Origin of the sequence: Thiobacillus denitrificans, assembly GCF_001530125.1 — a bacterium.
In the GTDB taxonomy this organism is placed as follows: domain Bacteria; phylum Pseudomonadota; class Gammaproteobacteria; order Burkholderiales; family Thiobacillaceae; genus Thiobacillus; species Thiobacillus denitrificans_C.
Window position 1 is genome coordinate 1 of sequence record NZ_LDUG01000028.1, and the last position, 12,334, is coordinate 12,334.

13 protein-coding genes and 1 pseudogene are annotated in these 12,334 nt (G+C 63.0%); 13 read left to right on the forward strand and 1 reads right to left on the reverse strand.

The features are described from left to right. The 3 genes from ABW22_RS10830 to trhA form a co-directional block, all read left to right on the forward strand. Positions 1-247, forward strand: a 247-nt coding sequence (locus tag ABW22_RS10830) for an NAD-binding protein (RefSeq protein WP_157648604.1), incomplete at its 5' end; no start/stop codon positions are given. After that, entirely contained in the window at positions 244-597 is a 354-nt protein-coding gene (locus ABW22_RS10835; protein ID WP_059756228.1) for a hypothetical protein, read from the forward strand. The genes ABW22_RS10830 and ABW22_RS10835, both read left to right, overlap by 4 nt. Positions 598-635: 38 nt before the next feature. Beyond that, positions 636-1,289, forward strand: a complete 654-nt coding sequence (trhA, locus tag ABW22_RS10840; RefSeq protein WP_059756230.1) for a PAQR family membrane homeostasis protein TrhA — start codon at positions 636-638, stop codon at positions 1,287-1,289. Between the two features lie 61 nt (positions 1,290-1,350). Here trhA and ABW22_RS10845 read toward each other — a convergent pair whose 3' ends face one another. Continuing rightward, complete coding sequence (locus ABW22_RS10845; protein WP_059756233.1) at positions 1,351-2,028, reverse strand: Crp/Fnr family transcriptional regulator; 678 nt, start codon at positions 2,026-2,028, stop codon at positions 1,351-1,353. Positions 2,029-2,196: 168 nt separating this feature from the next. Between ABW22_RS10845 and ABW22_RS10850 the strand changes: the two genes are divergently transcribed. From ABW22_RS10850 to ABW22_RS10895, 10 genes and pseudogenes are all read left to right on the forward strand, one after another. Further along, entirely contained in the window at positions 2,197-3,963 is a 1,767-nt protein-coding gene (locus ABW22_RS10850) for a 4Fe-4S binding protein (RefSeq protein WP_059756236.1), read from the forward strand. A 90-nt stretch (positions 3,964-4,053) separates the two neighbouring features. Further along, positions 4,054-5,784 carry a nitrite reductase gene (locus ABW22_RS10855; protein ID WP_059756239.1) on the forward strand — a complete coding sequence of 577 codons (1,731 nt, stop codon included), beginning with the start codon at positions 4,054-4,056 and terminating at the stop codon, positions 5,782-5,784. Positions 5,785-5,843: 59 nt separating this feature from the next. Further along, on the forward strand, positions 5,844-6,176 hold the full coding sequence (locus tag ABW22_RS10860) for a c-type cytochrome (RefSeq protein ID WP_059756242.1): 333 nt from the start codon (positions 5,844-5,846) through the stop codon (positions 6,174-6,176). After that, positions 6,166-7,341, forward strand: coding sequence for a cytochrome D1 domain-containing protein (locus ABW22_RS10865; RefSeq protein WP_088178780.1), 1,176 nt, complete (start codon positions 6,166-6,168; stop codon positions 7,339-7,341). The genes ABW22_RS10860 and ABW22_RS10865 overlap by 11 nt, the downstream gene beginning before the upstream one ends. Continuing rightward, a complete protein-coding gene (locus tag ABW22_RS10870) occupies positions 7,338-8,342 on the forward strand; it encodes an Lrp/AsnC family transcriptional regulator (protein WP_059756247.1) in 1,005 nt (334 codons plus the stop codon). The genes ABW22_RS10865 and ABW22_RS10870 overlap by 4 nt, the downstream gene beginning before the upstream one ends. After that, the gene (locus ABW22_RS10875) at positions 8,342-8,785 is read left to right on the forward strand and encodes an Lrp/AsnC family transcriptional regulator (RefSeq protein ID WP_059756250.1); all 444 of its coding nucleotides are present in this window, start codon (positions 8,342-8,344) and stop codon (positions 8,783-8,785) included. Before ABW22_RS10870 ends, ABW22_RS10875 begins: the two co-directional genes overlap by 1 nt. Beyond that, entirely contained in the window at positions 8,782-9,282 is a 501-nt protein-coding gene (locus tag ABW22_RS10880; protein WP_059756252.1) for an AsnC family transcriptional regulator, read from the forward strand. Before ABW22_RS10875 ends, ABW22_RS10880 begins: the two co-directional genes overlap by 4 nt. Positions 9,283-9,290: 8 nt before the next feature. Beyond that, positions 9,291-10,490, forward strand: coding sequence for a heme d1 biosynthesis radical SAM protein NirJ (gene nirJ, locus ABW22_RS10885; RefSeq protein WP_059756258.1), 1,200 nt, complete (start codon positions 9,291-9,293; stop codon positions 10,488-10,490). After that, complete coding sequence (locus tag ABW22_RS10890; RefSeq protein ID WP_059756261.1) at positions 10,490-12,043, forward strand: nitrite reductase; 1,554 nt, start codon at positions 10,490-10,492, stop codon at positions 12,041-12,043. Before nirJ ends, ABW22_RS10890 begins: the two co-directional genes overlap by 1 nt. A 117-nt stretch (positions 12,044-12,160) precedes the next feature. After that, a pseudogene (locus tag ABW22_RS10895) lies at positions 12,161-12,334 on the forward strand (NAD-binding protein); the annotation flags it as partial.

Consider the following 12,334-nt stretch of genomic DNA (forward strand, 5'->3'; position numbering starts at 1 on the left):
CAGCCGCATCCTCGAAGTCCACGGCCAGCGCATGCTCGACGCCAACTACAAGCCCGGCTTCAAGGTCAAACTGCACCACAAGGACATGGCCATCGTCATGGACAACGCGCAGGAAACCGCCACACCATTGCCCGGCGCCGCGCTGATCGCGCAGCAGATGAACGCGCTCATGGGCGCGGGCGACAGCGAACTCGATTCGTCGGCCCTCATGCGCGCGCTGGAGCGGCTGGTGGGCGAGGGGAAATGAGCGTGAAGGAGCGCGTCGTATTCCTCGACCGCGCTGCGCTGGGCGGCGACGACCTGCCCATCCCCGGCTTCGACCACAACTGGAGCGAATACCCGGCCACCGAAGCGGCCGACCTGGTGCCACGCCTGTTCTGGGCCACCACCGCCATCACCCATGCCTGTCCGATCGATGCCAACACGATTGGCCAGCTGCACAAGCTCACCCGCATCGTTGTCACCGGGCCTGCCGTGGTTGATGCTGCCGCCTGCGAGGCACACGGGATTGCGGTGCGGCATTTGCCCGTGAGCGACGCGCCGGGGCAGGCGCTGATTGGTTTGCTTGAAGCACTGGTTGACGAAGCCAGACAGTAGCCCGCTGCCTTCGCCCAAGGCGATAGAGGAGAACACCGATGGTCGAAGCATTCGGCCTGGGCGGGCGGCCACAATCCCGCGGCGAGGAAATCGCGAACAGCGTCAGTCATGGCCTGGGCTTGCTGGGGGCGGTGGCGACGTTCCCCTTTCTCGTCCTCGTCGCATCCCGTCGCGGCGACGCGCTGGGCATCGCGGCCGCGAGCGTATTCGCCACGACGCTGGTGCTGATGTATCTCACCTCCACGCTTTTTCACGCCTTGCCGCATTGCCGCACGAAGCGCGTATTCCGGATACTCGATCACTCGGCCATCTATCTCCTGATCGCCGGAACCTACACGCCGTTTACGCTCGGCGTGCTCCGCGGCGCCTGGGGCTGGACGCTGTTCGGGCTGGTGTGGGGCATCGCCGCCGTCGGCATTGTGCTGAAAACCCTCGGCGGCGTCCGGTTCGCGGCGATCTCGACGGGGACGTATCTCGCGATGGGCTGGCTGATCCTGATCGCGGCCGGCGAGGTGTGGGCGCGGGTGCCCGTCTGGGAGCTATTCTGGCTACTCGCCGGGGGGATTGCCTACACCGCCGGCGCGATATTTTTCATGGCCGACCACGTGCGGTACTTTCACTTCGTATGGCATCTGCTCGTCATCGCAGGCACCGCATGCCACGTGGTCGCGGTACTGGGATATGCCGCCTGATTCACGCACAGTGCCCCGCGTACGCGGCGCGATGGCCGGGTCGGACAACCGGCCCCCGCCCCTAACTAAAGCGCCGCAACGCGGCCACATCGTTGAGAACAATCATGCCCTCATGCACGTCGATCAGGCGCTCGGCGCGCAGCTTCGCCAGAATCCGCGACAGGGTTTCGGGCTGGATGCCCAGACGCGATGCGATGACGTGCTTGGGCACATTGAGCCACACGCTTGCCGGAACGGCGCCTTCCGGCAGCTGCTCCAGCAGGTAACCGATCAGGCGCTCCGCGCCGCTGTGCAGGGTCAGGTTATCGATCTCGTTAACCAGGCCGTGCATGCGCTGGCTCAAGGTCGAAAGCAGCCGGATGCACAGATCGCCATTGCCTCGCAGCAGTCGGAGAAAATGCGCGTTGTCCAGCGCCACCAGCCGGGTCGCCTCGAGCGCGCAGGCGTATACCGGGTAACGCCCGCCCAGAAACATCGCCGCTTCGGCAAAGTAATGACGGGGCCGAACCAGGTCCATGACCTTTTCCTCACCGCTCGGGGCGATGCGCCCGAGCTTGACGATTCCTGCCAGCACAAAGAAAAAATGAGTGCACAGGTCGCCCTGATCGAACACGCCCTCGCCCGGCGCCAGCGTGCGAACGCTGGCGTGCGCCATAACGTCCTCGAACTCCGAATGCGACAATGCAGCCAGCAAATAGCCGTCTTTAAGCTGCTGGATATCCGGGCTGTCTGGATTCATGACGCGAGTATAAGGCCAAGCTTCAGTTGACTTATATCAAAGCGTGCCCGCTTCCGTCGCCTGAATATAGGCGTAATTTCGGATCGGCCTGCGGCTTGAGGTAGCATGTCAATTCCCGCGCGCCATGGATGTTCCTGAACTCGCCATTTCATAAGCAGGGCAAGCAGATTGGATACTCTAGCCAAACGGCATTCCGCTCGTTCCCTCTGGGCGCTGCTGCTCTGTTTGATGCTGCTATTGGGCGCCATGCCGGTCAGCCACGCGGATTTCGCCAGCGCGTATCCTCAGGTGCGCGAACTGTTTCCTGCAGCGGACCATTTCGGCGAGCCAGAAGGCAGCCCCCCCGCCAGCGCCGTTCATGCCAACAACGCACTGATCGGATACGCTTTTCTAACCGGCGACATGGTGCGCATTCCCGCCTATTCGGGAAGCCCCGTCAACATCCTTGCGGGAATCGACACCCAGGGGCGCATCGCCGGCGCGCGCATCGTCCATCACGAGGAACCGATTCTCGGTGCGGGCATCCGGGAAGATCAACTGCTGAAATTCGTCGACCAGTATCGCGGCAAACCCGGCCGCATCGTCGTCGGCACGCAGCGCGACGGCTATGCGAGCGTCGACGCCATCGCGGGTGCCACCATCTCGATCATGGTCATCAACGCCACCATCACCCGCGCCGTCGGCATGGTGGCGGAGTCCCGCGGAATCCGGCTGTCCGAGCCCGGCGCCCCGGCACCGCCCGCGACCCCCGCCCCCGCAGTAAAAGCGGAGCCGGCCATCGAACAGCGCACAGTCCATCCGGCGCCCACTGCGCCGACGCTCCAGCTTGCGAGCGCGACGTCCGCACCGGCCGGGCTCCCGGCGCCCGCATCGGGACTGACGCCGTTCGCCAGTGAACCCGAAGAACCCATCTGGCTCGCCCTCTGGCAAACCCGCAAGGGGGAGATTGCCGTCCTGGTGGCAGGTCTGGTCCTGCTCACCTTCATCCTGCTCTTCCAGGATTATCTGGCGCGACGCCCCGTGCTGCTTCACCGGATCCGCACCGGCTTTCTGGTCTACACCCTGTTCTTCATCGGCTGGTTTTCTTTGGGCCAGCTTTCCATCATCAACGTCCTGACCTTTGTGCGGGCGGTCACCCACGATTTCAGCTGGGATATCTTTCTCATCGATCCCACGCTATTCATCCTCTGGTCTTTCGTGGCGGTCACGCTGCTGCTCTGGGGCCGGGGCGTCTACTGCGGCTGGCTGTGCCCGTTCGGCGCCCTGCAGGAGCTTGCGTTCCAGCTCGCACGCAGGTTCAGGCTGCCGTTTTTCGAGATTCCCCATGTCGTGCACGAACGCCTGCTCACGCTCAAGTTCGTGATTTTGCTGGTGCTGTTCGGGCTATCCCTGCAGTCGATCGGAATGGCGATTCGCGCAGCGGAAATCGAGCCCTTCAAGACCGCGATCACCTTGCGCTTTCAGCGCGAGTGGGGCTACGTGACCTTTGCGCTGGGGATACTCCTGCTCTCCATCTTCAACCGCAAGTTCTACTGCAAATACATCTGCCCCCTGGGGGCCTCGCTCGTCATTCCCGGCCGTTTCCATTCCTTCGAATGGCTGCGCCGCCGGAAGGAATGCGGCAGACCCTGCCAGGCCTGCGCCGTGGAGTGCGAGGTCCAGGCCATCCGGCCGACGGGAGAAATCGTGATAAACGAGTGCCACCATTGCCTCGATTGCCAGATCACCTACTACAACAACCATAAATGCCCGCCTCTGGCCGAAAAACGCAGGCGCCGCGAACGCGGCAGCCGGGTCTACACGCCGCCCGGGGGAACCGCCGGAATCAGCGACGCCTCGCGCCTGCACGATATTCCGGTGCTCGCCCGGGACGGCGCCGCCGACGATTCCGATGATGCCGATCCCCCGTGCTGGGGCTGTCGCGGCGGCCGTTGACCTACATCAAGGCGCCCACGCGGGGGCGTGTTTAATCTTGCAGCGTACTTGGTAGGTTTTTTCATTTTTTAGCCAGAGGGAGAATTTAAAATGAACACCAGGCTGACCATTCTGGCTGCCAGCATTTTCATCATGGGCGCCGCACACATCACGTTTGCCGCAGATGCACCTGCTTCCGGCCACCCCGGCACCACCGATCCCGAATTGCGATACAAGGGAGCGCCTGCATCGATCACGGGAGAGGAGGCACGGGAGGTGGTGACGCCCAAGGCGCCCGCCCTCACATCGGCCGAATTCGCGCGCGCCAAGCAAATCTACTTCGAGCGCTGTGCCGGCTGCCACGGGGTGTTGCGCAAGGGCGCGACCGGCAAGGCGCTCACGCCGAACATCACCCTGCCGCGCGGCACCGACTACCTGAAGGTCTTCATCGGCTTCGGCTCGCCCGGCGGCATGCCCAACTGGGGCACTTCCGGCGTGCTGAGCGAGGAAGAAATCGACATCATGGCGCGCTTCCTGCAGCACGAGCCGCCGATGCCGCCCGAGTACGGCATGGCGGAAATGAAAGCATCCTGGAAAGTGAAGGTGCCGCCCGAAAAACGCCCGAAGAAAAAGATGAACCGGCTGGATCTGGAGAATCTCTTCTCCGTGACCCTGCGCGACGACGGCAAGATTGCGCTCATCGATGGCAATACCAAGAAAATCATATCCACCATCGAGACCGGCTATGCCGTGCATATCTCGCGCATTTCCGCATCGGGACGCTACCTTTATGTCATCGGCCGCGATGCCAAGATCGACCTCATCGATCTGTGGATGGAAAAACCGGCGGTAGTGGCCGAGATCAAGGTGGGCATGGAAGCGCGCTCCGTCGAAACCTCCAAGTTCAAGGGCTACGAGGATAAATACGCAATCGCCGGCACCTATTGGCCGCCGCAGTTCGTCATCATGGACGGCGACACGCTGGAGCCGAAAAAGATCGTCGGCACTCGCGGCATGACCGTGGACACCCAGGAATACCACCCCGAGCCACGCGTCGCAGCGATCGTCGCCTCGCATGAGCATCCGGAGTTCATCATCAACGTCAAGGAGACCGGCAAGGTGCTGATGGCCGACTACTCGGACATCAACAACATGAAGATCACCGAGGTCGAGGCGGCGCGCTTCCTCCACGATGGCGGCTGGGACTCCACGCACCGCTACTTCATGTCGGCAGCCAACGCCTCCAACAAGATCGCCGTAATCGACGCCAAGGAGCAGAAGCTGGCGGCGCTGGTGGACGTCGGCAAGATCCCGCACCCGGGTCGTGGTGCGAATTTCATCGATCCGAAATACGGACCGGTGTGGGCGACGGGCCACCTGGGCGACGACAGTGTTGCGCTGATCGGGACCGACCCGGAGAAGCACAAGGCCAACGCCTGGAAAGTGGTGCGTTCCCTCAAGGGCCAGGGCAGCGGTTCGTTGTTCCTCAAAACCCATCCGAAGTCCAGAAACCTGTGGGTCGATACCACGCTCAATCCGGATGCTGCGATTAGCCAGTCAGTCGCGATTTACGACATCGACAATCTGGACAAGGCGCCGGAAATCGTCAATATCGCCGACCTGGCCAAGCTGGGCGAAGGTCCGAAGCGTGTCGTTCAGCCGGAGTACAACAAGGCGGGCGACGAAGTCTGGTTCTCGGTCTGGAACGGCAGTACGCAGGAATCGGCCATCGTGGTCATGAACGACAAGACGCGCAAGCTCAAGGCTGTGATCAAGGACAAGCGCCTGATCACACCGACGGGCAAGTTCAACGTCTACAACACGCAGCACGACGTGTACTAAGCAGATGAGGCGGGGCAGTCGACCTGCCCCGCCGATTCCTCACGACGGACAACAAAAACATGCGAATTCTGACGACAGCGGGAATGGTGATCGGCATGGCCTTCAGCAGCGCTTTCGCCGATTCGCCCCCTCTCGATCCGCAGCGGCAAAACGAACTCGTACGCCTGGTGCGCCAGGACTGTGGCTCCTGTCATGGCATGGAACTTCGCGGCGGTCTCGGCCCCGCACTCACACCCCAGATACTGAAAGACAAACCCGCTACCACGCTGGTCAGCACGATTCTTCATGGCCGGCCCGGCACGCCGATGCCGCCGTGGAAAAATTTCCTCTCCGAGTCCGAAGCGGACTGGATCGTAGACAACCTGCAAAAGGGGTTTCCTGATGCGCGCTAGGATTCCCGCTCTTCTCCTGCTTGCCCTCGGTGTTCTGGTGGGTTGCGCCAATACGAACCTGCGCGGCACCGGCGACCTCGGCGTCGTCATCGAACGCGCCACGGGCAGCGTGCAGATACTCGACACCACCCACCGCACCAGCCTGGCGAAAGTGGACGGCCTCGGCGATCTGTCCCACGCCTCCATCAGCTACTCCCGCGACGCGCGTTACGCCTATGTATTCGGCCGCGACGGCGGCTTGACCAAGGTCGACCTGCTGACCCAGCGTATCGATCGCCGCATCATTCAGGGTGGAAACAGCATCGGCGGCGCCATCTCGGCCGACGGCAAGCTGGTTGCCGTAGCAAACTACGAACCCGGCGGCGTAAAGGTATTCGACGCGGACACGCTTTCGCTCGTCGCCGACATTCCCGCTATCGGCAGCGATGGCAAACACTCCAAGGTCGTTGGCCTGGTCGATGCGCCGGGCCATCGCTTCGTGTTCAGCCTCTATGACGCGGGCGAGATCTGGGTCGCGGACATGCGTGACCCGAGCCAGCCGGTCCTGCGCAAGCTCACCGGTATTGGCAAGGAACCCTACGACGGCATGATTACCTCCGATGGCCGGCACTATGCCGCCGGCCTCTTCGGCGAGGACGGGGTGGCCTTGCTCGATCTGTGGGACCTCGATGCGGGCGTGCGACGCGCGCTGGTGGAATTCGGTCGCCACGGCGAGAAACTGCCGGTCTACAAGATGCCGCACCTGGAAGGCTGGGCCACCACCGGCAGCCAGATCGTGCTGCCCGCGGTCGGAAAGCATGAGGTCATCATCGCCGACCAGAACAGCTGGAAGGAAGTCGCGCGCATCCCGGTCGCCGGCCAGGTGGTATTCGCCGTGGCTCGCCCCGGTGGGCGCGAGGTGTGGCTCAACTTCGCCTTTCCTCATAACGACACGGTGCAGGTCGTCGACCTTCCCTCGCGCCGCATTGTGCAGACGCTCACGCCGGGAAAAGGCGTGCTGCATCTGGAATTTTCCCCACGTGGCGAGCAGGTCTGGCTCTCGCTGCGCGATGAAAACCGCATCGATATCTATGACCCGGATTCGTTCGCCCGCATCGGCACCCTGCCCGCAGAAAGCCCGAGCGGTATTTTCTTCACCGTGCGCGCCCACAGGATCGGACTATGAGCGATCTTCAACTCAGCCTGCTGAATGATTTCCAGCGCGGTTTTCCGCTCACCTCCGCGCCGTTCGACGTGATTTCGCGCCGCCTGGGCCTCGGCGTGGAGGACGTGCTCGAAACCCTGCGCCGCCTTACGCGAGAGGGCGTGATCAGCCGCGTCGGCGCGGTGTTCTGCCCCAACCGAATCGGTGTCAGTACGCTGGCCGCCATGGCCGTCCCGAAAGAGCGGCTCGCAGAAGTGGCGCAACGGGTCAATGCCTACCCGGAAATCAACCACAACTACGAACGCGAGCACCGGTTCAACCTCTGGTTCGTCGCCATCGCCGCCAACCCTGCGCATCTGGAGCGCGTGCTGCACGACATCGAACAGCAGACCGGGCTTGCGGTCATGCGTCTGCCGATGGTGCAGGACTATCACATCGACCTCGGCTTTGATCTGCGCCCCACGGTCGGCATGACGGGCCGGCATCGGCAGAAAACGGCCCCGCCGCGCGCGCTCGAACTCGATACCCTCGACTACGCCCTGGTCGAGGCGATTCAGGAAGGCCTGCCGCTGGTGGTGCGCCCCTACGCCCAAGTCGGCGCGCTCATTGGCGCCTCCGAAGCCGATGTACTGAGCCGCCTCACGCGATTGCTCGATCACGGCATCATCAAACGCCTGGGCATTATCGTCCGCCATCACGAACTGGGCTTTCGCGCCAACGCCATGGTGGTGTTGAATATCCCGGACGAGCAAGTCGATGAAGTCGGACGCTGCATCGGCGCGTCCGGCCTGGTGAATCTCTGCTACCAGCGGCCGCGCCGCCTGCCGGACTGGCCCTACAACCTGTTCTGCATGGTCCACGGCAAGGATCGGGACGCCGTGCTGGAACACCTCGAGCATCTGCGGGACCAGTGCGGGCTGACGGACTTCCAGTGCGAAATCCTGTTCAGCAAGCAGCGCTTCAAGCAGACCGCCGCGCGCTACGTCGAGGCGACGCAGCCGAGGGTAGAAGCGGTGGCGTGATGGACGACCTCGATCGCGCCCTCATCAACACCCTGCAAGGCGGATTCCCGATTTGCGAGAGCCCCTATGCCGAGGTGGCAGACAGGGTCGGCAGCGACGAAACCAGCGTTATTGCCCGCATCGAGAGCCTGTTGCAACGTGGCCTGCTGTCGCGCTTCGGTCCCATGTACCATGCCGCGGAGATGGGCGGCGCGCTAAGCCTCGCTGCAATGGAGATCCGCCCGGAAGACTACGAACGGGTGACGGACATCGTCAACAACCAGCCCGAGGTGGCGCACAACTATGAGCGCAACCACCGCCTCAACATGTGGTTCGTGCTGGCCACCGAGACGCCGGATGCGCAGCAGGCGACGATCACGCGCATCGAGCGTGAGACCGGCTATGCGGTCTACAACATGCCCAAGATTCGTGAGTATTTCGTGGGATTGAAACTGCACGTATGAACGCGCCCAACGATTTCAGGCCGCTCGACGATACCGACCGCCGCATCATCCAGGCGACCCAGGCGGGGCTGCCGCTGACGGCTCGTCCCTATCACGCCGTTGCCGAACAGCTTGGTATGGAAGCGGAAGACGTCATGCAGCGGATGCAGCGCATGCTCGACCTGGGCATCATCCGGCGTATCGGCGCCGTGCCGAACCACTATGCCCTGGGCTATCGCGCCAACGGCATGACGGTCTGGGACGTCGCCGACGACCGTATCGACGAATTCGGCGAGCAGGTCGGGCAACTGCCCTTCGTCACCCACTGCTACCAGCGCCCGCGCCATCTCCCGGGCTGGCCGTATAACCTCTTCGCCATGGTGCATGGAAAAACGCGGGAGGAAGTGGAAGCCAAAACCCGGCTCATCGCCGATGTGCTGGGCGAGGCGAGCCGGGCATGCGATATTCTGTACAGCTCGCGAATCCTCAAGAAAACCGGGCTGCGCATCAGCGCATAGGAGAAAACATGTTCCGCATCTCCCAATACATGCGGGAGCTCGCCCAGCCAACCCCGCTCGGCCCCAGGCGCATCCCGCCCGGTCCGGTGGTGATCTGGAACCTCGTGCGCCGCTGCAACCTCACCTGCAAGCACTGCTATTCGATTTCCGCCGACAAGGATTTCCCGGGCGAGCTCGGCACCGATGAAGTGTTCGCCGTGATGGATGATCTCAAACGCTTCCACGTGCCGGTGCTCATCCTCTCCGGCGGCGAGCCGCTGCTGCGGCCGGACATCTACGACATCGCGCAGCGAGCCAGGGACATGGGCTTCTATGTCGGCCTGTCCACCAACGGCACCCTCATCGACGAGACGAATATCGACCGTATCGCGGCGATCGGCTTCGATTACGTCGGTGTCTCTCTCGACGGCATTGCGGAAACCCACGACCGCTTCCGCCGCCTGCAAGGCGCCTACGAGGCCTCGCTGCACGGCATCCGCCTGTGCCGCAACCGGGGCATCAAGGTTGGCATCCGCTTCACTCTGACCCAGGACAATGTGCAGGATCTGCCTGGCCTGCTGCAGCTGATGGACGACGAACGGCTCGACAAGTTCTACCTGTCCCATCTCAACTACGCCGGCCGCGGCAACACCAACCGCAAGCATGACGTGGTGCACCAGACCACCCGCCAGGCCATGGATCTGCTGTTCGATACCTGCTGGCGCTACCAGCAGGAAGGCCGGCACAATGAATTCGTCACCGGCAACAACGACGCCGATGGCGTGTACCTGCTGTTCTGGATCCGCACACGCTTTCCGGAGATGGAGGCCCACATGCGGGCCAAGCTCGCTCAATGGGGCGGCAATTCGAGCGGGGTTAACATCGCCAATATCGACAACCTGGGCAATGTGCACCCGGACACGTTCTGGTGGAACTACACCCTGGGCAACGTGAAAGAGCGTCCCTTCTCCGAAATCTGGCCCGATACCGCCGATCCGCTGATGGCCGGCCTCAAGGCGCGCCCGCGGATGGTCAAGGGCCGTTGCGGCGAGTGCGCCTATTTCGACATCTGCGGCGGCAACACCCGGGTGCGCGCCTACCAGCTCACCGGCGACCCCTGGCAGGAAGACCCGGCCTGCTACCTGGACGACGAAGAGATAGGCGTCACCACGTCGCATGAGCGGCTGGCGGTGACACCGTATGTCCCGCTGCGACGGATGGCGCGCTGATGAAACGTCTATTCAGCGCTTTTTGCGTTGCGTCGGCCATCCTGATGACGACGCCATCCGCCCTGGCCGCCGAACCCGCTGCGGTCTACACCCAGCACTGCGCCAGTTGCCATGGCGCCGACCGCCTGGGCGGCACCGGCCCCGCGCTGCTGCCGGAAAACCTTGAGCGGCTACGCAAACCCGAGGCGCTGAAAGTCATTGCCAACAGTCGCGCAGCCTCGCAGATGCCGGCCTTCGGCGACAAGCTTTCTGCCGCCGACATCCAGGTGGTTGCCGATTTCATCTACACCCGGCCGGCCAGCGTGCCTGCCTGGGGGCTGAACGAAATTCGGGCGACGCGCATCGAGCACTACAAGGCCGGTAGCCTGCCCGACAAGCCCGCGTTCAAGGCCGACCTGCTCAATCTGTTCGTGGTGGTGGAAACCGGCGATCACCACGCTACCCTTCTCGACGGCGACACTTTCGAGCCCATCCACCGCTTCCAGACCCGCTTCGCCCTGCATGGCGGCCCGAAGTTCAGCCCCGACGGGCGCTATGTCTATTTCGCCTCGCGCGACGGCTGGATTTCCCGGTTCGATATCTGGAACCTCAAGACCACCCATGAAATCCGCGCAGGGATCAATACCCGCAACCTGGCGGTGTCGGGCGATGGACGCTACGTGATCGTCGGCAACTATCTGCCCCATACCCTGCTCATTCTCAATGCGACCGACCTGAGCCCCCTCAAGCTGATCGAGGCACGCGACGATAACGGCAAGAGCTCGCGCGTTTCCGCCGTCTACGATGCGGCGCCGCGCAAAAGCTTCATCGCCGCGCTCAAGGACATCAAGGAAGTATGGGAAATCCCCTACACCGACGATCACGAGCCCATCTATCCCGGCCTGGTGCACGACTTCCGCTTGGCGGAGTCGCTCGCGGACAAGCAGCTTTTCCCCATCCGGAGCATCCCGCTCGAGAATTATCTGGACGATTTCTATTTCGACCAGTCCTACACCCACCTGATGGGGGCCTCGCGCGAGGGCGGCAAGGGCCAGGTCATCAATCTCGATGCGCGGAGAAAAATCGCCGACCTCGATTTGCCCGGCATGCCTCACCTCGGTTCCGGCATCACCTGGACCTACCAGGGGCGCCCGGTGATGGCCACGCCGAATCTTAAATCCGGCGTAATCAGCATCATCGACATGAAAACCTGGCAGGTGATCAAGCGAATCGACACGCTCGGCCCGGGGTTCTTCATGCGTAGCCACGAAAACACCCCCTACGCCTGGACCGACAACTTCATGAGCCCGGCCAAGGACACGCTCACCATCATCGACAAACGCTCGCTGGAAATCGTGCGCAACCTCACACCCGAGCCCGGCAAGACCGCCGCGCACGTCGAATTCACCCGCGACGGCAGGTATGTCCTCGTCAGCATCTGGGAAATGGACGGGGCCCTGATCGTGTACGACGCGGCGACGTTCAAGGAGGTCAAGCGCATTCCCATGAGCAGGCCCTCGGGCAAGTACAACGTCTACAACAAGACGACCCGCTCCGCCGGCACCAGCCACTGAGGCGGTGCCTGGCAAGGCCCAGGTGACGGCGCGACCAGACGGCGAAATCCCGTTCGCAGGCTTTTGCGCCAATGGTTCACCTGATCCTGTGGCACCGTGAGGATCTCGCCGCAGTCGGGGCAAGTCGTCAAATGCTGCAACCAGATTGTCGTCGGCCTCACCTTCGAGGGCGTCGCCGAGGCGATCCTGCTGGCACGGCGCAACGGCGTCGACCCGGTCAAGATGCGCGAAGCGCTGCTGGGCGGCTTCGCCGGCAGCCGCATCCTCGAAGTCCACGGCCAGCGCATGCTC